24 protein-coding genes are annotated in these 21562 nt (G+C 54.1%); 13 read left to right on the forward strand and 11 right to left on the reverse strand.

Translation table 11 applies throughout. The features are described 5' to 3' along the window. Window positions 1–825: 825 nt before the first annotated feature. Entirely contained in the window at window positions 826–1431 is a 606-nt protein-coding gene (locus AC4LF3_RS08685) for a methyl-accepting chemotaxis protein (RefSeq protein ID WP_376738964.1), read from the forward strand. Between the two features lie 37 nt (window positions 1432–1468). Here AC4LF3_RS08685 and AC4LF3_RS08690 read toward each other — a convergent pair whose 3' ends face one another. Together AC4LF3_RS08690 and AC4LF3_RS08695 are read right to left on the reverse strand one after the other, a co-directional pair. Then, the gene (locus AC4LF3_RS08690) at window positions 1469–2197 is read right to left on the reverse strand and encodes a TorF family putative porin (RefSeq protein WP_074825426.1); all 729 of its coding nucleotides are present in this window, start codon (window positions 2195–2197) and stop codon (window positions 1469–1471) included. A 329-nt stretch (window positions 2198–2526) separates the two neighbouring features. After that, window positions 2527–3450 carry a DUF6279 family lipoprotein gene (locus AC4LF3_RS08695; RefSeq protein WP_491835101.1) on the reverse strand — a complete coding sequence of 308 codons (924 nt, stop codon included), beginning with the start codon at window positions 3448–3450 and terminating at the stop codon, window positions 2527–2529. A gap of 210 nt (window positions 3451–3660) precedes the next feature. On the opposite strand from AC4LF3_RS08695, the gene AC4LF3_RS08700 reads away from it, so the two are divergent. Beyond that, window positions 3661–3807 carry a PA1414 family protein gene (locus AC4LF3_RS08700; protein ID WP_010798068.1) on the forward strand — a complete coding sequence of 49 codons (147 nt, stop codon included), beginning with the start codon at window positions 3661–3663 and terminating at the stop codon, window positions 3805–3807. A 312-nt stretch (window positions 3808–4119) separates the two neighbouring features. Next, window positions 4120–5256: a PQQ-dependent sugar dehydrogenase gene (locus tag AC4LF3_RS08705; protein WP_491835102.1), complete on the forward strand. Its 1137-nt coding sequence runs from the start codon at window positions 4120–4122 to the stop codon at window positions 5254–5256. Between the two features lie 28 nt (window positions 5257–5284). Here AC4LF3_RS08705 and AC4LF3_RS08710 read toward each other — a convergent pair whose 3' ends face one another. The 3 genes from AC4LF3_RS08710 to AC4LF3_RS08720 all read right to left on the reverse strand — a co-directional run bounded on the left by AC4LF3_RS08710 (window position 5285) and on the right by AC4LF3_RS08720 (window position 6416). Then, window positions 5285–5434 (reverse strand): hypothetical protein, encoded by a 150-nt coding sequence (locus tag AC4LF3_RS08710; protein ID WP_010798070.1) that lies wholly within the window; start codon window positions 5432–5434, stop codon window positions 5285–5287. Between the two features lie 85 nt (window positions 5435–5519). Beyond that, window positions 5520–6128, reverse strand: a complete 609-nt coding sequence (locus tag AC4LF3_RS08715) for a hypothetical protein (protein WP_491835103.1) — start codon at window positions 6126–6128, stop codon at window positions 5520–5522. Window positions 6129–6206: 78 nt separating this feature from the next. Continuing rightward, window positions 6207–6416, reverse strand: a complete 210-nt coding sequence (locus tag AC4LF3_RS08720) for a cold-shock protein (protein WP_010798072.1) — start codon at window positions 6414–6416, stop codon at window positions 6207–6209. Between the two features lie 243 nt (window positions 6417–6659). On the opposite strand from AC4LF3_RS08720, the gene AC4LF3_RS08725 reads away from it, so the two are divergent. Both AC4LF3_RS08725 and def read left to right on the forward strand, forming a co-directional pair. Continuing rightward, window positions 6660–7508, forward strand: coding sequence for a CvfB family protein (locus AC4LF3_RS08725; protein WP_074825433.1), 849 nt, complete (start codon window positions 6660–6662; stop codon window positions 7506–7508). A 34-nt stretch (window positions 7509–7542) separates the two neighbouring features. After that, window positions 7543–8082, forward strand: a complete 540-nt coding sequence (gene def, locus AC4LF3_RS08730; RefSeq protein ID WP_491835104.1) for a peptide deformylase — start codon at window positions 7543–7545, stop codon at window positions 8080–8082. A 5-nt stretch (window positions 8083–8087) separates the two neighbouring features. Here def and AC4LF3_RS08735 read toward each other — a convergent pair whose 3' ends face one another. After that, window positions 8088–8717: a DsbA family oxidoreductase gene (locus tag AC4LF3_RS08735; RefSeq protein ID WP_491835105.1), complete on the reverse strand. Its 630-nt coding sequence runs from the start codon at window positions 8715–8717 to the stop codon at window positions 8088–8090. A 46-nt stretch (window positions 8718–8763) separates the two neighbouring features. Continuing rightward, complete coding sequence (locus AC4LF3_RS08740) at window positions 8764–9198, reverse strand: NUDIX hydrolase (RefSeq protein ID WP_125888000.1); 435 nt, start codon at window positions 9196–9198, stop codon at window positions 8764–8766. 318 nt (window positions 9199–9516) lie between these two features. On the opposite strand from AC4LF3_RS08740, the gene AC4LF3_RS08745 reads away from it, so the two are divergent. The 4 genes from AC4LF3_RS08745 (at window position 9517) to AC4LF3_RS08760 (ending at window position 12450) form a co-directional block, all read left to right on the forward strand. Next, window positions 9517–10431, forward strand: a complete 915-nt coding sequence (locus AC4LF3_RS08745; protein ID WP_491835106.1) for a hypothetical protein — start codon at window positions 9517–9519, stop codon at window positions 10429–10431. 2 nt (window positions 10432–10433) lie between these two features. Then, window positions 10434–10871, forward strand: a complete 438-nt coding sequence (locus AC4LF3_RS08750) for a phage holin family protein (RefSeq protein ID WP_312507952.1) — start codon at window positions 10434–10436, stop codon at window positions 10869–10871. Beyond that, window positions 10868–11761 carry a DUF3618 domain-containing protein gene (locus tag AC4LF3_RS08755; protein WP_491835107.1) on the forward strand — a complete coding sequence of 298 codons (894 nt, stop codon included), beginning with the start codon at window positions 10868–10870 and terminating at the stop codon, window positions 11759–11761. Before AC4LF3_RS08750 ends, AC4LF3_RS08755 begins: the two co-directional genes overlap by 4 nt. 353 nt (window positions 11762–12114) lie before the next feature. Further along, window positions 12115–12450: a hypothetical protein gene (locus AC4LF3_RS08760; RefSeq protein ID WP_491835108.1), complete on the forward strand. Its 336-nt coding sequence runs from the start codon at window positions 12115–12117 to the stop codon at window positions 12448–12450. Here AC4LF3_RS08760 and AC4LF3_RS08765 read toward each other — a convergent pair. Next, a complete protein-coding gene (locus AC4LF3_RS08765; protein ID WP_491835109.1) occupies window positions 12444–12965 on the reverse strand; it encodes a hypothetical protein in 522 nt (173 codons plus the stop codon). The two genes, AC4LF3_RS08760 and AC4LF3_RS08765, sit on opposite strands and share 7 nt — an antisense overlap. 275 nt (window positions 12966–13240) lie before the next feature. On the opposite strand from AC4LF3_RS08765, the gene galU reads away from it, so the two are divergent. Next, complete coding sequence (gene galU, locus AC4LF3_RS08770; protein WP_010798082.1) at window positions 13241–14071, forward strand: UTP--glucose-1-phosphate uridylyltransferase GalU; 831 nt, start codon at window positions 13241–13243, stop codon at window positions 14069–14071. A gap of 130 nt (window positions 14072–14201) precedes the next feature. Further along, window positions 14202–15563, forward strand: a complete 1362-nt coding sequence (gorA, locus tag AC4LF3_RS08775; RefSeq protein WP_010798083.1) for a glutathione-disulfide reductase — start codon at window positions 14202–14204, stop codon at window positions 15561–15563. 63 nt (window positions 15564–15626) lie between these two features. Here gorA and AC4LF3_RS08780 read toward each other — a convergent pair whose 3' ends face one another. Continuing rightward, window positions 15627–16640, reverse strand: coding sequence for a bile acid:sodium symporter family protein (locus tag AC4LF3_RS08780; protein ID WP_074825449.1), 1014 nt, complete (start codon window positions 16638–16640; stop codon window positions 15627–15629). 83 nt (window positions 16641–16723) lie between these two features. Here AC4LF3_RS08780 and AC4LF3_RS08785 point away from each other — a divergent pair, with 83 nt between their 5' ends. Both AC4LF3_RS08785 and AC4LF3_RS08790 read left to right on the forward strand, forming a co-directional pair. After that, window positions 16724–17515, forward strand: a complete 792-nt coding sequence (locus AC4LF3_RS08785) for an AraC family transcriptional regulator (protein WP_019365026.1) — start codon at window positions 16724–16726, stop codon at window positions 17513–17515. A gap of 11 nt (window positions 17516–17526) precedes the next feature. Continuing rightward, on the forward strand, window positions 17527–18153 hold the full coding sequence (locus AC4LF3_RS08790; RefSeq protein WP_010798086.1) for a trimeric intracellular cation channel family protein: 627 nt from the start codon (window positions 17527–17529) through the stop codon (window positions 18151–18153). Window positions 18154–18156: 3 nt separating this feature from the next. Here the strand turns inward: AC4LF3_RS08790 and AC4LF3_RS08795 are convergent, their stop codons facing one another. Beyond that, window positions 18157–18897, reverse strand: a complete 741-nt coding sequence (locus AC4LF3_RS08795) for a PIG-L deacetylase family protein (protein ID WP_010798087.1) — start codon at window positions 18895–18897, stop codon at window positions 18157–18159. Window positions 18898–18988: 91 nt separating this feature from the next. Further along, window positions 18989–21556, reverse strand: a complete 2568-nt coding sequence (ligD, locus tag AC4LF3_RS08800; RefSeq protein ID WP_491835110.1) for a DNA ligase D — start codon at window positions 21554–21556, stop codon at window positions 18989–18991. Between the last annotated feature and the right edge of the window lie 6 nt (window positions 21557–21562).

The raw sequence follows: 21562 nt of genomic DNA on the forward strand, positions 1-21562 counted from the left end.
GTCATGTTCGTCTATTCGCTCTGCCTGACCTACTGGGAAGGAAGTCTTACGCAGGCCCTGCTTGTCGGTGGAGCACTGGCTGCTTTGCCCACAGTGCTTTATAGCGTTGTACCCGGCTCACGCCTGATGCGTTGCACCATAGCCGTTGTATTCATGGGTTTTGCTGCATTGCAGATCCACCTCTTGCGAGGCATGGAAGAAATGCACTTCGGCGTCTTTGTACTGTTGGCGTTTCTGGTGTATTACCGGGACTGGTTACCTATTCTCATAGCGGCGGGCGTTATCGCTGTTCATCATGTTGGATTTTATGCAATCCAAGCGTCAGGATGGGATCTGCATGTCATCCATCGTAGCGAAACATGGGGCGTTATTTTCCTGCATGCGTTTTATGTGGTGTTGGAAAGCGCCATTCTTATCTATCTGTCGCTTCATACCCGTAAGCAGGCGGTTGTCAGTGAATCCTTGTTACTGGCAGTAAACTATCTGACACGTCATGGTCAGGCGGTCGATCTGAGCTATCGCATTTCACTGAAAAATGAACTGACAGACCGGTTCAACGGATTTCTTGACTCGCTCGACCACACTGTTGGAAGTGTCGTTTCTAACAGCCAAGGGCTCTCTGTTGCCGGTGAGGGTATGGCTAAAGCCACTTCTCACATGCGTGAGGGCTCACGCATACAGCATGAGCAAATTACTAAGGTTTCATCTGCTATTGATCAGATGGGAGCCACAATCGGGGTAGCTGCTGAACAGGCTCAGCAGGCTGCTCAAGTAGCCGGTCAGGCGACTAAGCGTGCTTATAAAGGCAGTACCGATCTGAATGCCATGCAAAAGGAATTCAGCCTTCTGGCTGAGCATCTTGAGGGAACCGATGAGGAAATGCGTGCTTTGGCCGCTCACTCTCAACAGATCGGAAAAGTGCTGGAAGTCATCAAAGCGATTGCCGAGCAAACTAACCTTCTGGCGCTTAACGCAGCCATCGAGGCGGCCCGGGCTGGAGATCAGGGTCGAGGGTTTGCGGTGGTGGCAGATGAGGTGAGGGCATTGGCGCAGAAGACAGCGGCCTCGACCTCAGAGATCGAAAACATCATTGGCTCATTGCAGATGGGAAGCAAAAGTGCAGTAGAAGCCATGCAGGAAAGCCGAGAGCGCGCGGTTCGCTGCGCTAGCGATGTGCACAAGAGCGCTCAGTCCTTGCAATTGATCTCCGATGACATCCGTGCCATTAACGATATCAATGCGCAAGTAGCAGCTACCTCCTGTCATCAGGTTGAAGTCACTGGCGAGGTAAGTAAACACCTCTACTCTGTACGGACAATCACCGAAAAGAATGCTTTAGAAGCGGAAGGGCTTGAGCATGAAAGCCAGCGTTTGAAAAGCCTCTCAGAGCAGTTCCATCAATTGAGTAGTGTTTTCAAAACCAGCCTTTAACCTATTGCATCCAGCGGTCCTATGACCGCTGGGTGACTTAAAACAGAGGGTGCGACGCCTTTAGCAATAAAGCGGTATCGCAGTAGGCGTTGTGTCCTGAATAGGATGAGCAATCCTGTCCCTGAAGACTGGTTCCGGTGTAAGAAAAGTTGAACTGAGTATCAGCCCATTTGCGGGTCAGATTTACCGACCAATCATTATACGAGCGAACCATGTCGCCACTTGCCAGCGTCACCGGCGAGTTCAGCATGTAATTTCCATAACGCATGGAAAGGCCCATTCCGAGAATCGGAGTAGTACCCAGGTCCGCGTAAAGAGATGTGTTGCTACGGTCGGGATCATTGGCGAACGCCGCGCCAAAGCGGCTACCGAAGATGCTAATACCGGAGTAGATTTCCCGGCTGGGTTCTACGTCCTGCGTGACGTGATCGTAATTGATCAGGCCGAATTCATAACCGTATCCGCTGCTGGCAAAGCGATGCTTGTAGCCCGCATAAGTATCCATTTCAATGGATAGGTTATCTGCGGAGGATCCGCTGTTCGCCGTCCACTGGCCAAAGTACAAGCCAGTGTCATGGGTGAAATCCAGACCGCCATTTACTGCGCCGTTAGAAGGCTTGACGAGCCCCTGGGCCATAGTGCGCGTCTGGGTCGTTCCCAGTGTCATATCGAAGCCGCCCAGGTCACGCTGCAAGAGCGTCTGGGCTGTAGCAGTACCGGAGGCAAGAGCCGCCACAATAAAAACAAGCCATGAAGGGTTTGGCATGGGTTTCACTCCCCTAGGTTTAACAGGAGCGGCGATTGCTCAGCAGCCTGCACTAGCAGGCAAACAGCCAGAGGCCAAAGCAATGCCTGACGTCAACATTCATCCGTGGTTGAGCAGGTAGTTAATATTCAAAAAAGTCCGCCACGTGGAACACGCTACGTTCTTGTTATGACAGGAGGAGCCAGGCACTCAGGCACGTAAAACAGGCTCAGGGGAATAATATCGATCTAGCCGAATTGGAAAAGGTCATTCGTCGGTTAAATTTTGACCAATATTACAAACTTAGGAATAAGACCTCAGGTAATTACTCAACAGTTCCGCTGATCGTGCTAATTTTTCGTTCTATCGCACCGTTGAGGTTCAAGGTCTTTCTGTATATCCGTTAATCGACTGACGATCTGATTACGCTGTGTTTCATCCGTGGTTTTGTACACGTCGTCAATAAGCGAAATCGCTGCCTCCTGGGTTTTCGAAAAGCTTTCCCGGTAAGCAGGCGTCCACAGGCTTTCCCGATCCTGCAGCAGCTGTTTGACGCGCTGTGGGAAATCTGGCTCGCCGCGATGTTGCAAGGCCTCAAGCAGTTCTCGCTGCCACTGAATCCGATTGCCGACCCAGGCCTGATTTTGATCACCAAGTTGCACCGACCATTGCATGATTCGGTCTTTCTGAGCCGGATTGAGCGAGCCTGTCCAGAAGCTGATGCGTTCCTCCATACGAGCGGCCCGATCTCGAATCTGTTCGCCGCGAGAAGGGTCGAGGTACTTTTTACGACGGTCCTTGATGTCACGGTCCAGCTCTTCCTTCAGCTCTGCGACCTGCTGATCGGTCAGCTGTTTTAACAGATCGGTACTGGTCGGTGTGATTTCAACCGCCAGGGTATCGACGGCCTGTTTGAGTTCATCCATGCGAGCCCTGATCGTTACTGGGGATACCTGCTGGTTACGCACCATAGTCTTGATGCCATCCATCCACTCCAGATAGCGAGGAAGCTCGTGGCTACAGTGCCAACGCAGATGGTCCGCCAACCGTTCGTCAAACCAACGACGCTGCTCGGAGTTCATGTCGAGGTAGTCATTCATCGACCACGGTATAAGCGTATTGAGGTGCTTATAGGCAAAACCGACGCGGGTACACGCCCCGATACTCAGAGCGATAGTAAAGATGACCAGCCAGGGTGAAAGCGGAACACGCATGAATACTGCCTCTTCCAGAGCACTACTGTTTAGTCCTTCAGAAACACGCTCTGGTTGCATGCTTGTCTGTTTGCAACGTAGCGCACAGGCCGTTTGGGTTAAGCGAAATATAGTGTTACGGCTGGGGCAATAGTTCTGGAATTGAATAGGGCAAAATTGACTCAATATTAAGGTAAGCCTGCCGATAATCTGTTGAGTGCGTTATTCAGGCAATTTTCCGGCAGACACGTAGTCTCTGTATTACAGGTAGTAGATCTCAGGAGATCGGTGATGAAAGAACGTATTCAAGAGCTGGCGTCCAAATTGATCGAGGCGCTGGGCCTGGCTGATCAGCCGCGTCTTCAGCCTATTCCTGTGCGCAGCCGCGAGCGGGAGCGTTTGGCAGAAGAGCAGCGTCGTCGCGCACGTCGTCGCTAACCCCTACTTAAATTCTATGCATTGAACGCTTGTCTTTGCCGTAGCCCGTATAGTCAAGTCGGTAACGGCAACGTCCAATGCAGGAGTCGATGCTGATCACGGCTCCTCTTCCCTGATTAACCCCTGCAACCTGAATCGCTAACACTGCTTTCACAGCACTGATCTGCTATAGGGTAATACCATTCCTGTTAAAAGGTGCCGAAACGGACTACGCCTGTAAGCGTTCGCTTATTGTAACTGTCTATGTGAGTGGGCCTTTTTAGCCGAAGTAAAGCGCTACAGTCAGTTTTCCGGTTAAAAAGGGGGAACACTATGTTTAAGTGGGCGTTGGCAGCGGGCGCGTTGCTGTTAAGTAATGTAGTCATTGCTCAGGGACAGGTCGCTACCTATCCAAGTGAGAAAGGCAAGGTGAGCGTTACGGTCATTAAGAAAGGCTTGGACCATCCGTGGGGGCTGGCTTTTTTGCCTGATCAAAAGGGAATGCTGGTAACCGAGCGGCCCGGGCGCCTACGTGTACTCAAGAGCGACGGCTCTGTATCTAACCCTATTGCAGGCTTGCCGGATGTCTACAATCGCAGCCAGGGCGGCTTGATGGACGTGGCTTTATCTCCTTCTTTTGCTGAAGATCGTCTTATTTATCTCAGTTACTCCGAAGGGGGAGGCGAGGATGACAAGGCTGGTACGGCGGTTGGGCGAGGCACGCTCTCTGCTGACATGACCCGTGTGGAAGGCTTTACCGTGATTTTCAGGCAAGAGCCCAAACTCTCCACCGGTGCGCATTTTGGCTCACGGCTGGTGTTTGATCAGCAGGGCTATCTATTCATTGCGCTGGGTGAGAACAATCACCGTATCACGGCGCAGGCGCTCGATAAGCTCCAGGGCAAGCTTGTTCGCATCAAGGCCGATGGCACCGTTCCGAACGATAACCCCTTTGTAGACCAGTCAGGTGCTCGCCCGGAGATCTGGTCCTATGGGCATCGCAACCAGCAGGGCGCGGCCCTGAATCCCTGGACCGGACAGGTCTGGACGAATGAGCATGGGCCTCGTGGAGGAGATGAGGTCAATATTCCGCTGGCAGGTAAAAATTATGGTTGGCCTGTGGCTACCCACGGGATCAACTACTCCTATACACCCATTCCGGAAGCAAAGGGCAAGGACGTACCAGGGACAGAGCAGCCATTGTATGTATGGGAGAAGTCGCCGGGCGTCAGCGGCATGGCCTTCTACTCAGCCGATCAGTTTCCCGCCTGGAAAAACAGCCTCTTCATTGGCGCTCTTGCTCAAGAGAATCTGATCCGGCTGCAGCTGGAGGGCAACAAGGTTGTCCATGAGGAGCGTTTGCTGGAAGAAAAAGGGGCACGTATCCGGGACGTTCGCCAGGGACCTGATGGTTATCTGTACGTATTAACGGATTCGTCAGAAGGGGGAAGTGCTGAAAATAGGGCTTGAATGAAGAAGGGCGCATACGCGCCCTTTCTTAGTTATAACCCGTGCCGTCTTTCATGCGATCAGGGCTGTTGGGAGAGGGCGGGTTACGCTCCGAATCCACCTGGGCATGTTCTGTGCGGCGTGGCTTTTCTGCTTGATCTCTTTTTTCGTTTTCGGCATTTCGCGTTTGTTCAGTCATGGCTCACCTCGCATTGCGTGGTTATGAATGGCTCATAAGGTGTGACTGAACTTATACAGACCCGTTCAATGTTTTCGGCCAACGGTCATTGCAGTGTCTGAAACGTTGGCTGCTCAGCTATCAAGGTCTTTAGCTGCTCGTTGACCTGCCGGGTAAAGGTATCGGTAATCGCTTCGCCGGTTGTATGTCCCATGAAGGGAAGAAACCAGATACCCATCCAGGTCTTGATGGAATCATCGTTACGGTGCCGGGCAACTGGGTGCAGGCTAGGGTCGAATAACTCGCCTGTCAGGGTAAAGTTGTCCTTGGCCACGCCGGGGACAATAAATAGCGTTGCGCCGGTAAGCATGCCGCTGGCAACAGAAGCTGCCATGGCGCTGTGGTTGTATAGCTTCAACTTGAGCACGTAATCACCAGGCTCGGCACGATCAGGCGCCAGGCTGTAATGACTGAAGAGCTCCGAGGCCTGCAATGCCTGGATGAGGGCCGGTTCCAGACCTTCACGCGCTACTGGAATGGATCGGGCATCCCCATCGCCGGGTTCGCCACGGTAGAAATTGAATTCCACGTGTAATCCAGGACGGGCGAAAGACGGCGAAGCGATGGGCGCTGGTGTAGGGGCGACCTGATCGCCTGGAAACACCGCACATCCTGATAGGGTCAGAAGCAGAACGAGTCCTAGTTTACGAAGCATATATCATCCTGATGTCTGTCGTGCAGGCATAAAAAAAGCCCAGCTTTGCAGCGGGGCTTTTTCGAGAAGTCGGGGTAGTTAAACTACCTGAACCTCATCAGCCTGCAGGCCCTTCTGGCCTTGCACGACCAGGAAGGAAACGGCTTGACCTTCCTTCAGGCTCTTGAAGCCAGTGCTCTGAATGGCACGGTAGTGTACGAAAACGTCCGGGCCGCTCTGCGGAGTGATGAAACCGAAGCCTTTTTCATCGTTGAACCACTTGACGGTACCGGTTTGGCGAGTAGACATGGATTGCTCCCTGAACAAAGATTTTTGACAGCGCTGGAACTGCCCAGGCTGCGACTGAGTGCAAAGAGTCACCACTGCTAAGCGTGGCCATGGCCTCGCCGATAAACGGTACACGTGCAACACAGTGCAGGCACTGTAACGCTTTCGAAGATTTTGTCTAGCCCTTTTGCCAGGGCATTTCATGGTTTATCGGTTGAGCAGAATATGTCAGGTATGATAGTAGCTTCTCAATGAGGTACTAGCATGGCTTTAATCGGGCGTTTTAATAGTCTGCAAATTATCAAGCGGACGGACTTTGGCTTATATCTGGATGCCGAGCAGGACGGTGAAATCCTGTTGCCGAACCGCTATATCCCGAAGGATCAGCCCACCGAGGCGGGTGATTGGATCAATGTATTCGTTTATCTCGACAGTGAAGACCGGATCATTGCGACGACTCAAAAGCCCAAGGTTCAGGTAGGGCAGTTCGCCAGTCTGAAAGTGGTCGAGGTCAACCGTATCGGAATTTTTCTGGATTGGGGCCTACCCAAGGACCTGTTGCTCCCGCACTCCGAAGAAAAGCGCCCGTTGCAGGTTGGGGATTACTGCGTGGTCTATGTCTATATTGATCAGCGCACCCACCGAATTACCGCAACGGCCCGCCTGGATCGATATCTGGATACCGTACCGGCGTCTTACACAAGCGGTCAGGCAGTCGATCTGCTGGTGGCCGAACAAACGCCCATGGGCTTCAAGGCCATTATCGAAGGGAAGCATTGGGGACTCATTCATCAAAATGAGGTCTTCAAGTTTCTGCGCAGCGGTATGCAGGAAAAGGGCTTTATCAAGGAAGTGCGCCCCGATGGAAAGATCAGTCTTTCCCTGCAACCGTTGGGACGTCAAGCTGTCGATGCGCTGGGTCAGCAGATACTTGGGCTGGCAAAAGCCCGCAATGGCGTTCTCGAAGTCAGCGACAAAAGCTCGCCAGAACTGATCAGCAAGCTGTTCGGCGTCAGCAAGGGGACGTTCAAGAAGGCCATTGGCGGTTTGTACAAACAGGGGCTGATCGTTATATACGACGACAGGATCGAATTACCTGAGACGGACGATTGATAGCCGCCTCACCTGAACATTGACGGAGGCAGAAATGATTCGTGAACTGGTGAGAATGGGTGATGAGCGCTTGTTGCGCATCGCCAAGCCTGTGCCGGCATCCATGATTGGCAGCCAGGAGTTGGATGCGCTGGTGGCGGATATGTTCGAGACTATGGAACAAGCTGGTGGTGTGGGTTTGGCTGCTCCGCAGATCGGTGTGGATCTGCAGTTGTTCGTAATGGGCTTCGACAGCAGCGAACGCTACCCGGATGCACCGGCAGTGCCCCAAACCGTTGTTATCAATCCTGTGATAACGCCGTTGTCACAAGAGATGGAGGAGGGGTGGGAAGGCTGCCTTTCCATCCCCGGCCTGCGCGGTGTCGTTGATCGGTATGCCCGTATCCGTTACGAGGCAGTGGACCCGAGAGGCGAAACGATTGATCGGATCGCTGAAGGCTTTCATGCGCGCGTGGTTCAGCACGAGTACGATCATTTGATCGGGCGGCTCTACCCGTCGCGTATCACTGACTTTTCCCGGTTCGGATTCACGGATGTCCTCTTTCCGGAAACCTCACCGGCAGCTCAACGCTAGCAGGCTCAGCGTTGAGTCGTGAGCGTCTCGATTGCCCGTGTGAGACGCTCATAGTCCACCGCGCCGCTAAGCTGGGTTGCCTCTTCGTAGGCTTGGTCTTCCAGACGGATTAGTAAGGTGGGTACCGCTGTAATACCCAGTGTCTGGGCCAGCGCTTCATCGTCGAGCACGCTCTGGGTATGGCGATTTTCTTCGAGCGCCACACCTAATTCGAATGTATCGATGCCCTGCAGGTTCGCAATATCCAGCAGAATGTCGTCACGACCGATGTCGCGGCCTTGTTCAAAAAAGGCCTTGAATATCCCTCGATGCATGGCATCGAACTGTTCAGATTGCCGGGCATGTTCAGCTACTTCCAGTGCTCGTCGGCTACGGGGTTGCACGGGAGGCAGGCGCAATGTCAATCCCCGTTCTTCCGCCATGGGATATACCGCTCGCGCCCATGTGCTGCGTAAGTAATGGCTATCCGGGATGAGGGTTGGGATGGGGTCTGGTCTCAATTCGAAGGCATGCCATGTAACGGTCAGCCTGTCGCCATAATGCGCCTTCAGTTGATCGAGCAGCGGCAATTCCAGATAACAGAATGGGCAAACGTAATCGCTCCAGACGTCGATGTGGATAGGCAGTGTGCTCATAGGACTCTCCTTTGCAGGAACGACAGGCGTAGACTCTTGACTCTCGTTATGCCTGTCGGTTCGCAGGGGAAAAGCCCGTATTCCGCTGCAATAGCGGTAGAACGTGTTCAGACAGCAGGGGCGCCAGAGCAACCTCATAAGGTGGTGTCAGCGGTATCCAGGCCAGCGCCTCAAGCTCCGCCGCTACAGCCAGCGAGGGTGTATCTACATAAGCCATGAAAAGCTCTGCCTCAATCATGGTGTCTGGCTCGTTGGCAGCGGGCGCCTGGAAGAGGCCGAGCGGCTGGCAGGTCTCGGTATCCAGCAGCAGATTCAATTCTTCCTGAATCTCTCGTGCAAGTGCTTCGAGACCGCTTTCGCCTGCTTCTAGTTTGCCGCCAGGCAACATGAAAAATCGGGTATGTCGTTTACGTACCACGAGTAATTCGTTTGCCGGGTTGAGCAGGCAAGCGGCGGCAATTTTCAGGCGAGTAATAGGCATAGCACATCCTTGTCTTGGAAGAAGGCCACTATTGTCCGCACCTTGGTCAGTATTGACCAGCCCTATGCGCAGCTGGGGTATGACGCATTGATGCGAAAACCATAGGTAATCGGTTTTTCCAACATTTCACAAAAAACCTTTAAAGGTGGCGTATACCGATGCCGGTTATCGTGAATAGCGCTACTTGACAAAATCGAAACGAACTCCTCCGTGCCGCTGAAGTCACCTTATTAACGCGCAGTTTTATGTCTTTTGAGTCACCGCTGCGCTTACCAGCCGCTATTGTGCGGAAAAACGTAAAAATGGTGGGACCAAGCTATGACATCACCCTACGAGAGTAATACTCGAGAAAGCCAGCAGCAGAGTATGCCGTCTGCCCAAGAACAGGCCGAAGCCATGAAAGATAAGGCCCGGAGTGTGGCGGACAATGCAATGGTGCAAGGTAAAGGTCAGATTGATCGTTACAGCGACAAAGCCGCCAATGAAATCGAAACCGTCGCTAACAGTTTCAAAGCGGCAGCGTCGGAGCTGAGCGACCAGGATCGTGCCGGTCTTTCAGGCTATGTCTCCGATATCGCCCAAAGCATGGCCGGGTTAGCTGATACGCTACGTGGCAAAAGCGCTGACGAGTTGATTCAGGAGGCAGGCCGACTGGCCCGTGAAAACCCGGCACTCTTTTTGACCAGCAGCATCGCTATTGGCTTTGGACTGTCTCGCTTCGCCAAGGCCAGTAGCCGTAAAGCCGATACCTCCGGCACGGAGATGTCGTCTTCGAACACCAGCGGCTCCGGGGTAGGTTCCGACCTGTCCTCCGGTTCGTCCTATACCGCTCGGGCAGGTGCAACGGGTGAAACCATGACCACACCGCCAACGCTGGGCGAGAGCGACAAGGAAACATCCTGTCGTGTAATGGGCTCCAGTGCGGCCATGGGAACCACATCTTCGGTTAACCATGCCGGTATGGGTGGCTTTGAGCATTCAGATGGCACGCGGACTATAGATCCGGCATCCCAGACCAGTACACCTGTTATCGCCGAACAGGAAAGCACCTATCAAAACAGTACCTCCCAGTTGCCTAAAGGCGATACTACGGCCACTACCTCAATTGTCCGTCCAGTGCCTACATCCGACTTGGGCGATACCCCACCCTATGGTTCCCCCGCGCTTGATCCTGATCGTGCATCAACCACAGCGCTAGGCAATACCAAGAAGGACACTAACGGAGGTCTGTAATCATGAAAGAACAACCGAACCTACGTGATGCTACCTATCAAGAAGAGACTGGCATCGATTCAAATTCAACCTCGATTGCAGGTCTGGTGCGTCAGCTGACACGCGAAGTGCCTTCTCTGTTTACCAAGGAATTAGCACTAGCCAAGGCTGAGATTACCGAAGCCTTGAATACTACCAAGGCTGCCACAATCAGCATGGCATCAGGCGGTATTGTTTTGATGGCCGGTTTTATCATGCTGCTGCTTTCAGCCGTTCTTGGACTGAGCCAGGTCATGGCGCCCTGGTTGGCCGCCCTGATTGTGGGCGGTGTGGTGTGCGTAGTGGGTCTGGTAATGGTATCTGCGGGCAAGAAAAAACTTGACCCTGCGGCGTTCAAGCCAGAGCGAACCATTAATAGCATGCAGAAAGATAAAGAAGCCGTGAAGGGGAAAGTAGCATGAGCACCGATACCCATAGCCGACTAGACGCTGAATCGCAAAAAGATCCTGCGACTCTTGAGCGTGAAATCGATCAGCAGCGTGACAGTATCAACGATATCGTGAATGCGCTGGAAAGCCGCCTTTCTCCCGGCGAGTTGCTTGACAAGGCAATGACCTATGCCAAGGGCAATGGAGGCGAATTTATCAATAACCTGGGCTCGACCATCAAGGCGAACCCAGTGCCGACACTGCTTACCTCGGTTGGGCTCATGTGGATGATGATGGGCCAGAATCGCAGTCAGCCCTATACCAATGCAGGCATGTCCTCCACAGGCACGTCCTCTACAGGCACGTCTTCCACCGGTATCGTCGATTCGCTAAGGGACAAAGCTTCAGGCCTGAGCGACACATTACACGACAAGGCCAACAGTATGTCCGGCGCGGTACATGACAAGACAGACAGTATGAGAACGCAAACTCAGGGCTTTAAGGACAAGGCTGCGGACATGCGCAGCAGCACGTCTGACTCCATGAGTTCAGCCCGTCAGACTGTAAGCGAAAAAGCTCAGACTGCATCCGAAACCATGCGTAACCAGACGGCCAAGGCCAAAAGTGGTTTCCAGTATATGCTGGAAGAGCAGCCGTTGGCGCTGGGTGCCATTGGGATTGCAGTAGGTGCGCTACTTGGAGCGACCTTGCCTGCAACCGAGCGTGAAAATCGCTTGATGGGCAAGACCAGTGATCGGATCACTGACAAAGTGAAGATGAAAGCCGAGCAGGGTTATGCCAAGGCAACTGAAGTAGGGCAGGATCTGGCTGATCAGGCGACAAATCGTGTTAAGGAAGAAGCCGATCACATGTCTTCCAAGCATCAGGAACAAGAGCCACAGCGCGCATCACGCTCCATGTGATATGTGCTTTCCCGCTAGCGGCCTGCGCTCGGTAGGCCGCTAGAATTTCTCTAGCTTTTGATTGGATTCTCCTGAGTCGTATCGGGTATAGCGGCCTCTAACGGAGGTACGAACGTGCATCGATATCTCACGATCCACTCCTTCCCGTATCCCTTTCTTTTTTCGTCTATAGAAAGCCTTTGCTGGGACTTTATTGAGTCCTGCCAGAATACTCTGCCTACGAACGCCGTCCTAAACTCTTAAAGGTCCTACCTGACACCGCCGAAAAACTGAAAAGGTGTGCGACGGGACCAATGGTTTGAAACAGGCCCTCTCGTAGAGGTCTTAATGGGGAGGAAGGGCAGGAGATCGAAATGAGCGTATTTAAAATAGCAACGTGCGGGCTTGGGCTGGCATTGGTGTTGACCGCCAATACCGGTATTGCAGACGAGTTTGATAGACGTGCGATACCCCGAACCTATATAAGCCCCGGAGCGTCCGGGAGCATCGAAACGCAGCAGCGTAGCCAGCACTATAATCTATACGGTGGCCAGGCTGTCCCGCGTGGAACGGTTCGGGAGTACCGCTCTCATTCCAGCGGACAGTATGAACAGCGAGGCTCGATTCGCCAGAGCACGGAATACCCTGGCGGAATCGAAATTGAACGGACGCCGGGCTCTACAACCAACCGGCTTGAACGTCGTCAGTGAGTCATGGCCGCTGTTTCGGAAGGCTTGTCACTGCTCAGACGCTCAACCAGTACCAATGCCTTCTCGAAAGAAGGATAGCCGCTCTTGGCAACGTCAAGATCGCTGTAGCTGTCCTTGTAGGTTTCCGCTCGAATAGGGTCTGCTTCAGTTATCAGGTAAGGCTTGGAATAGACCTGATAGAGCATTGCATAGGCCAGCGGATACTCTTTCTTGGCTGAGGTTTCCAGCAGGGGCAGCACGTCATCTGCTTGCGGGCCTTGCTTGATCATCACCAGCGCCTTGTAGAACTCGATCTCACCGGTGCCTTCTTCAGCTTTGTCGGTTTGCATCGAGGCGCGGTTGAGCAAGGCGTCTGCCAGTTTGAGTTCATCTTCCCCTCCGGATACTACAAGCATCTTTGCCTGGAGGAGGTCATTCTGGGTGAGCAGATGCAGTTCTTCCTGAGTAAGTTGAGGGGATTTACTGGCGCAGCCTACCAGCAATGCGGTAGCGAAAAGAGGAATCCATTTTTTCATAATAGATCGTTTGATCCCTTGTCTAGCCATCTGAAGCAGCTTGTCTTCGACGGTGGTGGTGCCAACGAGTTCACTACTCATCATATCTCGTCTGCGGAAAAGCGCTTTATAATCGAACCGCTGGGCGCTTTCGTGGTCGGATCTCCCAACGCTCGGGTCGAGCGCTTTTAGACGTCCATTTAATCGGTCACTGAGAGCCTCATGCTGAGCATTGTAACCCGATGAACGGCTGTTTAGACTGCCATAGTATTGCTCCCACAGATCAAAGGACGCCCATGATCACCAAATGTCTGTTCCCGGCCGCCGGCTACGGCACTCGCTTTCTTCCAGCAACCAAAGCGATGCCGAAGGAAATGCTGCCCATCGTGAACAAGCCCCTGGTCCAGTATGCCGTTGAAGAGGCACTCGACGCTGGGCTCAAGCAAATTGCTATGGTCACCGGGCGTGGCAAGCGCTCTCTGGAAGACCATTTCGATATCAGCTACGAGCTGGAAAGCCAGATCAAGAACACTGCGAAGGAAAAGTACCTGACCGGGATTCGCCGCCTGATCGACGAGTGCTCCTTCTCTTATACCCGTCAGATCGAAATGAAAGGTCTGGGTCACGCCATCTTGACTGGCCGTCCTCTGATCGGTGACGAGCCGTTCGCCGTTGTGCTGGCGGACGACCTATGCCTGAACCTCGAAGGCGATGGCGTCCTGAAGCAAATGGTCAAACTGTACAACCAGTTCCGCTGCTCCATCGTGGCTATCCAGGAAGTACCTGCGAACGAAACACACAAGTACGGTGTGATCTCGGGCGAAATGATCCGTGATGATATCTATCGTGTGAACAACATGGTTGAGAAGCCCAAGCCGGAAGATGCACCTTCCAACCTGGCGATCATTGGCCGTTACATCCTGACGCCTGATATTTTCGACCTGATCGAGCAGACCGAGCCGGGCAAGGGCGGTGAAATCCAGATTACTGATGCCCTGATGAAGCAGGCTCAGGACGGTTGTGTTCTGGCTTACAAGTTCAAGGGTCAGCGTTTCGACTGCGGTAGTGCGGAAGGCTTCGTTGAAGCAACCAACTTCTGCTTCGAGAACGTCTACAAGGAGCTCTGATCTCCTTGTTAGCCTGTGTTTGACAGAAGCCACCTTAGGGTGGCTTCTGTCGTTTAAGGCAACAGTATTTTCGTCAGCAGCGATGCAGGTGCGTTAAGCTGGTGAGCAGTTGAGCCGATCAGGATTCGTCATGACATACGATTTTGACCTTTTTATCATCGGTGCGGGTTCGGGCGGTGTTCGTGCAGCGCGTTTTTCCGCCGATTTTGGTGCTCGCGTGGCCGTAGCGGAAAGCCGCTACCTGGGCGGCACCTGCGTAAACGTCGGCTGTATGCCGAAAAAGTATTTCGTCTATGGGGCTTCGTTCCATGACGAGTTCAGGCAGTCGCGCAGTTATGGCTGGAAGGTCGAGGAACAGGGGTTCGATTGGCAGAATCTGCTAGCCAATAAAGACCATGAGATTCGTCGACTGAACGGCATCTATCGTGCACTGCTCATCAACAGCGGTGTGACACTGCTGGAAGACCATGCGCGAATCATTGATGCGCATACTGTCGAAGTAACGGGCAAGCGCTACACCACCGAGCGAATCCTCATCGCTACAGGCGGTTGGCCCTCAGTGCCCGAGTTGCCTGGCCGTGAACACATCATCACGTCCAATGAAGCCTTTTATCTGGATAAGCTGCCCGAGCGAATGATCATCGTGGGTGGCGGTTATATCGCGATTGAATTTGCATCGATCTTTCACGGCCTGGGTGTGAAGGCGACTCTCATGTACCGCAAGGAGTTATTCCTGCGCGGGTTTGATGACTGCGTACGGGTGCATCTGCGGGATGAATTGCTCAAGCGAGGCCACGATCTGCAGTTTAATGCGGAAATTGCCCGTATCGACAAGCAGAGCGATGGCAGTTTGAAGGTTACGCTCAAGGATGGCCGTGTTCAGGAAACTGACTGCGTGTTCTATGCGACAGGCCGTCGCCCCATGCTGGATAACCTGGGCCTGGAAAACGTTGGCGTCGAGCTCGATGAACGTGGCTTTGTGAAGGTGGATGAAACCTTCCAGACCACGGAACCCTCAGTGTATGCGATTGGGGATATCATTGGCCGTGTGCAGCTGACGCCTGTTGCCCTGGCAGAGGCCATGACCTTGGCCCGCAGCCTGTACAAGCCTGAAAGTTACAAGCCACTTGATTACAACCTCATCGCTAGCGCGGTTTACAGCTTGCCTAACGTCGGAACGGTAGGACTGAGTGAAGAGCAGGCTCGTGAAAAGGGCTACAAGCTCAGGATTTTCCAGACGACCTTCAAGCCTACCAAGCTTAGCCTGACCAATGAGACGGAGCGTACGCTCATGAAGCTGGTCGTGGACGCCGAGACTGATAAGGTGCTGGGTTGCCATATGGTCGGGCCCGATGCTCCCGAGCAGATCCAGTGTCTGGCAGTGGCTCTCAAGGCCGGTGCAACCAAAAGCTGCTTTGATGACACCATCGGTATTCACCCGACAGCAGCGGAAGAATGGGTGACCATGCGTTCCCCAGTGAGGGAAGACTGATTTACGTAATACATAAAAAAGGCCGGTAGTGACCGGCCTTTTTTATAGGTGAAGCAAAAGAATTCAGTGCGCCTTGGCTACCTTGGTTTCACTGACAGTTGTCTCTTCACGCCGCCCGTAGCGCTGTGCCAATACCGCACACACCATCAGCTGGATCTGATGAAACAGCATGATGGGTAGCAGAATGGCACCCATGCTGCTGCCAGCAAATAACACCTTGGCCATCGGCACGCCAGTCGCCAGACTCTTCTTGGAGCCGCAGAACACTACTGCGATCTCATCTTCTTTATTAAAGCCCAACAGGCGCGACGTATAGCGGGTAATCAGCAGCGCCAGGGTGAGGATTACCGAGCAGACTGCAGCAAGGCCCAGCAAAGCGGTCAGTGGAATGGATGACCAGAGGCCTTCAAGAATGGCAGCGCTGAACGCAGTATAGACTACAAGCAGAATGGAGCCCTGATCGACAAACTTGAGGCTGGACTTGTGTTTGTCGACCCATCCGCCAATCCAGCGGCGCAGGATTTGACCCGCAATAAAGGGAACCAGAAGCTGAAGGAAAATCTTGGTAATGGCATCTAGAGTGGACATGCCATTGGTGTCTCCACTGCTTTGCGTGTCCAGCAGCAGGCTTACCAGGAGCGGCGTCAGGAACACACCAATCAGGCTGGACGCCGAGGCACTGCACACGGCGGCAGGCACGTTGCCGCGGCCCATTGAAACAAAGGCGATGGAGGACTGTACGGTTGCCGGTAGAGCACACATATACAGTACGCCCATGTAAAGCTCAGGCGTGACGAGGGGCGAAAGCAGCGGCTTGAGCGCCCAGCCCAGCAGCGGGAATAACAGGAAGGTGCAGCAGAAGATCAGGAGATGAAGGCGCCAGTGGGTAACGCCCGCTACAATGGCCTCGCGTGACAGCTTGGCGCCATGCAGGAAAAACAACAGGCCAATGGCGATGTTGGTGATCACATTGAGTACCCCGGCAGCGGTTCCGCTACAGGGAAAGATGCTAGCCAACGTGACGGTTGCTATCAGGTATAACGTAAAGTTGTCGGGTAAAAAGCGTGGACGAGCCATTCACATCTCTCGAACAGTTGTTGAGTCTGACTCCGCAGTCTACTGTGGTGTGATTATTCCGACTAACGTCAAAAAGGCTTTCAATGTCGCCTAACGGACAATCCGCTGAATTACGCCGGCAGATTCCTTCTCTCAAAGCGCTGCCTCGCCCGGTTTATGCCCGGGCCGAGTCGCTGGCACGTGGCTCCTGGACGCCTTGGCATAGTCATCCGTGGGCGCAGCTCTCCTATGCCATCAAGGGGGTGCTTTCAGTGCACACTCGCGCGGGTAGTTTTGTCGCACCTCCTCAGCGGGCCGTGTGGATTCCGGCGGGGCTGGAGCATGAGGTGCGCTCTTCAGCCGAGGCTGAAATGCGCAGCCTCTACCTAGGACCGCAGCTATTGCCGAACCGGGGGGCCGAGTGTCGGGTACTGAGCGTCAGTTTGCTGTTGCGCGAACTGATACGAACGTTCACAACCTTTCCTGTCGAGTACGATGAAGAAGGCAGCGAAGGACGCCTGGTCGAGGTGCTGATCGATCAACTGGCAATCGCGCCTCATATGGCGTTATCGCTGCCATTACCAGCAGATGCTCGACTGCGCCGATTGTGTGAACACTTGCAGCAAGCGCCGGATGATCAGCGCACCCTGGCGGAGTGGGCATTACTGCTGGGGGCTTCCGAAAAAACCCTGAGTAGACATTTTCAGCGGGAAACCGGTCTTACCTTCAGAGCCTGGCGGCAGAAGCTGCGTCTGCTAAGCGCACTGACCCTGCTTGAGCGGGGCGACAGTGTCACGGCGGTAGCTTTGAGTTGCGGCTATGATTCGCCGTCAGCCTTTATCGCTGCGTTTCGAGCGCAGTTCGGAACAACGCCGGGTGACTTCTTTACCCTTTGATGGAGCCCTCGATGGTTTCGCTGTTTTATCTGTGCGATCTATTTGGCGTTGCCGTTTTCGCTATTACCGGCGCCCTGATGGCCGGGCGCAAAGCAATGGATCTGTTTGGTGTTCTGGTAGTGGCCCTGGTAACTGCACTGGGTGGCGGAACCCTGCGAGACGTGATTCTGGGGTTGCATCCGGTAAGCTGGATACGGGATGACACCTACATTGCAGTGGTTGTCTTTGCCACTTTAGGTACGGTGCTGTGGGTACGTCTGACGCGACCGATACCGGAAAAAGCGCTTCTGATCGCCGATGCATTTGGTCTGGCAGTGTTTACCGTGATCGGAACGGAAGTCGCCCTGCGTCAGCAGGTACCTTTAAGCACAGCCGTCATCATGGGTGTCATGACCGGTGTGGCTGGTGGTGTCATCCGAGACATTATCTGCAATGACATTCCACTGATCTTTCATAAGGAGATCTACGCTACACCCTGTATTCTCGGCTCGCTGGTATATATCGGGTTGAACCGCCTGGCGCTGCCGGCAGAGCTAGTCACAGGCGTTGGGATGCTAGTGGTGCTTCTTATTCGCCTTGCCGCGATCCGTTGGCATTTCGCCTTGCCTCGCATGCAGTTGCTTGACCGTAACCGGTAGTGCTCAAACCAGAAAGATCTCCCAGGGCCGAAACAGGCGCGACAATACATGGGATGGCAGGATAGGCTCCGGCGCCGGGCCGTTGGCTGTGTTGAACGCCTCGACAGCATAGCGCTTAGCGGCAAGACTGGACTCATCCAGCGGTAGCCGTCGGGCACGCTCCCAGGGAAAGCGATCATCACCCGGACGGAGCCATTGCCATGCCCAAAGCGGGACTTCAATACAGCGAGCCCCTGTGACTACACAGGCAAAGCTGGCGGCACGGCCTGTCGCTTCGTGATCGGCATGACCATCCTCTCGCCAGGCGGTGAACACCGTATCGGTCGACTTGATGAGTGCCGCCAGTTGTTCGCTAAGCCGTTGTTCTTCATTGCTGGCGATGCCGTCGGAAAAGTCCAGCCGGCAGATGTCGACGGACTCCAGACACAGCCGTCGGCTGGCTTCACGACTTTCTGGCAGGGTAGGTACATGGAAAACCGGTTGGCTGCCCAGCCCTTGCTTGTATTCACCCCGCGTTACGCTGACTAAAAGAACTTTGCGCCCCAGCTCGGCAAGCTGGGCCAACAAGCCGCCACAGCCCAGAATTTCGTCGTCCGAATGGGGCGCGATAATTACGGCCCGTCGACCTGGCGGGACCAAATGATTGGCATCGACTTCCGGAATTCCGGCAAATCGGGGCCAGGCGGCCCACTCCTGCGCAGAGGCGCTTTTTTCCTCCAGGGTGCGGGTATTGAGCGTCGTCATATCGCTGTTCCTCGTGCGAGGCCATTACCTCGCATAATGCCGAACTGATATTGGGCGCTTTTGAGGCACATCAACAGTACAGGCGAATCATTTACTCCATACCTAACGTTTTTCGCTGCGCAGCGGTAATCCTCTGGCGCACGGTTGCGTAATCTGCCCAAGGATCATCTTGCCGATGATCCAAATGGTCGAACAGCGTTTCCAGTGTCCACTGGTCGCCTCGTTCAAGTGTTTTCAGCTCCTCACGGCCTATAGGGACCGATACGCCCAGACCCGGGCGTGCCCGTAGCGAATAGGCCGATACCGTGGTAGCACCTTCGCGATTGCGCAGGTAATCGATAAAGATCTTGCCGACTCTGTTCTGCGCGCCCATCTTGGCGGAGAAGCGCTCTGGAATAACCGCCGCCATATGCTGAGCAATGGCCTGTGCAAAGTCTTTCACGCTATCCCAGTCATCTCTGCGTTGCAGAGGAACAACAATGTGCAGGCCCTTGCCGCCACTGGTCTTGATAAAGGCTTTGAAGCCCAGCTCATCCAGTAGGGTCAGCAACAGCTCCGTTGCCTCCAGCATCTGTTTCCAGGGCAGTTTGGGATCAGGATCAAGATCGAAGATCATGCGATCCGGTTTACCGATCTGGTCAGCCCTGGCGTTCCAAGTGTGCAGTTCTACCGTGCCCATCTGCGCAGCACCCAGCAGTGCTTCAAGGCTGTCAATCACCATAAGCGGTGCATGGCCTGGATCCAGAGCCGGGTCCAATTCGCGGATATGCGGGATTGCCAGGGTTTGCTTGTGCTTCTGGAATATCTGTTCGCCTTTGATGCCTTCAGGAGTCCGTACCAAGGCAACCGGCCGGTTTTTTAGGTGCGGCAACATCCATGACGCAATACGCTCATAGTACTCTGCGACGCCTAGCTTGGTGGTTTTTGAAGACGGATCGATAACGCGCTCTGGGTGGCTGATGCGCACGCCTGCGACTTCAGCACCCTCTTTTTTCGTTGAGGCTAACGCTTTCTTTGGCGCAAGGGACGAAGCCTTACGCGGGACGACCTGCGCCTGTTCGAGCCCAATATCCTGAGCCGGCTTGTCTTGCCGCAACCCATGGAAAACACCCTGGCGTACAATTCCGTCGTTGGTGATGGCTGCAAACGCTACTTCACACAGTAATTCCGGCTTGAGCCACGTAACGCCGCGGGCTTGAGCACCTCGAGGCGGGTTCTTAAAGGGGGAGGTGTCAGTTGTGTAGGGCTGCATATGCTCATGGAGTGCAGCCAGGCTTTCCCGGGTAAATCCCGTTCCGATCTTTCCTGCAAAGCGTAGTGAGCCGTCCTTGTCATGCAGGCCGATCAGCAGCGCGCCAAAATGACTTCTTGCTCCCTGGGGTTGGGTATAGCCGCCAATGACGAACTCCTGCCGGCGCTTGCACTTAAGCTTGATCCAGTCGTTGCTGCGCCTGGAGGTATACGGGCTGCCAGCACGTTTTCCAATGACGCCTTCCAGGCCAATGGCGCAGGCACTTTCCAGTATTTTGTCGGCGGGTACGTCGAAGGCTTCCGAATACCGTATGACGTTAGACTGGGTGGTATCCAGTACGGCTTTGAGAGCACGACGACGTTCTTCGAGTGGATAACTGCGCAGGTCCGTACCGTTACAGAACGGCATATCGAACAGGTAGTAGAGGATGGTGGTGTTTCGGCCGGTATCGAAAGCGTTTTGCAGGGCCTGGAAATCAGAGACGCCATTGTCGTCGAGTACGATAATTTCGCCATCAAGCCAACCATTATCCAGGCTAAGTGCTGAGAGAGCCTTTGCCTGTTCTGGCAGACGATGGGTCCAGTCCTTGCCGTTGCGTGTGATAAAGCTGACCTTGCCATCATCAATACGGGTCAACAGGCGATACCCGTCAAACTTGATTTCATAGAGCCAATCGCCTGCTGGGGGCGCGTCGACCAGCGTGGCCAGTTGGGCTTCGACCATTTCAGGCAGTGCCAAAGGCGCAGCGGAAGATGTTGCCTTTGCCGCCGTGGTACGGGGCCGCCTGGGTTTTGCTGGCTCTGCTGCCTTGGCAACAGGCGCCGCTGTTTTGCCCAGTCGCGGTAAAGTCTTCTCGCTCAGTACACTGTCAGGTAGAGCCTCGGTTACGTCATATTCGCTATGAGGTTTGGCGTCAGCGTCTTTTTCCTTGATCAGCAGCCACTGCTCCTTGTTGCCGTTGCCATGCAGGCGCGTGCGTACCAGCGTCCAGTTGCCCTTGAGCTTGTCGCCTTGCAGCTCGAACTTGAGCTTGCCCGCCGCATAATCGGTAGCTGCATCGCCATAGGGTATCCAAATGCCACGATCCCAGACGATGACGTCACCACCGCCGTATTCGCCTTCTGGAATACTGCCCTCAAAGGTGCCGTATTCGATCGGATGATCTTCAACGTGAACAGCCAGGCGCTTTTCCTTAGGGTCATAGCTGGGACCTTTGGGAATGGCCCAACTCTTCAAGGTGCCGTCCAGCTCCAAACGAAAGTCATAATGCAGCCGGCGTGCATCATGTTTCTGAATCACGAACTGTAGCGCTTCGGGCGAGGTGCGCGCGTGGGGCGCATTGCCTTCAGGCTCTGCAGTCACCTTGAAGTTTCGCTTACGGGAGTACTCGCTCAACGGGTTCGCCATGGCCGG

The organism is Pseudomonas sp. C2.3V (genome assembly GCF_058536325.1).

Excerpts from the sequence above, each read along its gene's own strand:
- AC4LF3_RS08685 (WP_376738964.1), top strand. The coding sequence starts at position 826 with ATGCAAAAGGAATTCAGCCTTCTGGCTGAGCATCTTGAGGGAACCGAT.
- AC4LF3_RS08690 (WP_074825426.1), bottom strand. The coding sequence starts at position 2,197 with ATGCCAAACCCTTCATGGCTTGTTTTTATTGTGGCGGCTCTTGCCTCC.
- AC4LF3_RS08695 (WP_491835101.1), bottom strand. The coding sequence starts at position 3,450 with ATGCAACCAGAGCGTGTTTCTGAAGGACTAAACAGTAGTGCTCTGGAA.
- AC4LF3_RS08700 (WP_010798068.1), top strand. The coding sequence starts at position 3,661 with ATGAAAGAACGTATTCAAGAGCTGGCGTCCAAATTGATCGAGGCGCTG.
- AC4LF3_RS08705 (WP_491835102.1), top strand. The coding sequence starts at position 4,120 with ATGTTTAAGTGGGCGTTGGCAGCGGGCGCGTTGCTGTTAAGTAATGTA.
- AC4LF3_RS08710 (WP_010798070.1), bottom strand. The coding sequence starts at position 5,434 with ATGACTGAACAAACGCGAAATGCCGAAAACGAAAAAAGAGATCAAGCA.
- AC4LF3_RS08715 (WP_491835103.1), bottom strand. The coding sequence starts at position 6,128 with ATGCTTCGTAAACTAGGACTCGTTCTGCTTCTGACCCTATCAGGATGT.
- AC4LF3_RS08720 (WP_010798072.1), bottom strand. The coding sequence starts at position 6,416 with ATGTCTACTCGCCAAACCGGTACCGTCAAGTGGTTCAACGATGAAAAA.
- AC4LF3_RS08725 (WP_074825433.1), top strand. The coding sequence starts at position 6,660 with ATGGCTTTAATCGGGCGTTTTAATAGTCTGCAAATTATCAAGCGGACG.
- def (WP_491835104.1), top strand. The coding sequence starts at position 7,543 with ATGATTCGTGAACTGGTGAGAATGGGTGATGAGCGCTTGTTGCGCATC.
- AC4LF3_RS08735 (WP_491835105.1), bottom strand. The coding sequence starts at position 8,717 with ATGAGCACACTGCCTATCCACATCGACGTCTGGAGCGATTACGTTTGC.
- AC4LF3_RS08740 (WP_125888000.1), bottom strand. The coding sequence starts at position 9,198 with ATGCCTATTACTCGCCTGAAAATTGCCGCCGCTTGCCTGCTCAACCCG.
- AC4LF3_RS08745 (WP_491835106.1), top strand. The coding sequence starts at position 9,517 with ATGACATCACCCTACGAGAGTAATACTCGAGAAAGCCAGCAGCAGAGT.
- AC4LF3_RS08750 (WP_312507952.1), top strand. The coding sequence starts at position 10,434 with ATGAAAGAACAACCGAACCTACGTGATGCTACCTATCAAGAAGAGACT.
- AC4LF3_RS08755 (WP_491835107.1), top strand. The coding sequence starts at position 10,868 with ATGAGCACCGATACCCATAGCCGACTAGACGCTGAATCGCAAAAAGAT.
- AC4LF3_RS08760 (WP_491835108.1), top strand. The coding sequence starts at position 12,115 with ATGAGCGTATTTAAAATAGCAACGTGCGGGCTTGGGCTGGCATTGGTG.
- AC4LF3_RS08765 (WP_491835109.1), bottom strand. The coding sequence starts at position 12,965 with ATGAAAAAATGGATTCCTCTTTTCGCTACCGCATTGCTGGTAGGCTGC.
- galU (WP_010798082.1), top strand. The coding sequence starts at position 13,241 with ATGATCACCAAATGTCTGTTCCCGGCCGCCGGCTACGGCACTCGCTTT.
- gorA (WP_010798083.1), top strand. The coding sequence starts at position 14,202 with ATGACATACGATTTTGACCTTTTTATCATCGGTGCGGGTTCGGGCGGT.
- AC4LF3_RS08780 (WP_074825449.1), bottom strand. The coding sequence starts at position 16,640 with ATGGCTCGTCCACGCTTTTTACCCGACAACTTTACGTTATACCTGATA.
- AC4LF3_RS08785 (WP_019365026.1), top strand. The coding sequence starts at position 16,724 with ATGTCGCCTAACGGACAATCCGCTGAATTACGCCGGCAGATTCCTTCT.
- AC4LF3_RS08790 (WP_010798086.1), top strand. The coding sequence starts at position 17,527 with ATGGTTTCGCTGTTTTATCTGTGCGATCTATTTGGCGTTGCCGTTTTC.
- AC4LF3_RS08795 (WP_010798087.1), bottom strand. The coding sequence starts at position 18,897 with ATGACGACGCTCAATACCCGCACCCTGGAGGAAAAAAGCGCCTCTGCG.
- ligD (WP_491835110.1), bottom strand. The coding sequence starts at position 21,556 with ATGGCGAACCCGTTGAGCGAGTACTCCCGTAAGCGAAACTTCAAGGTG.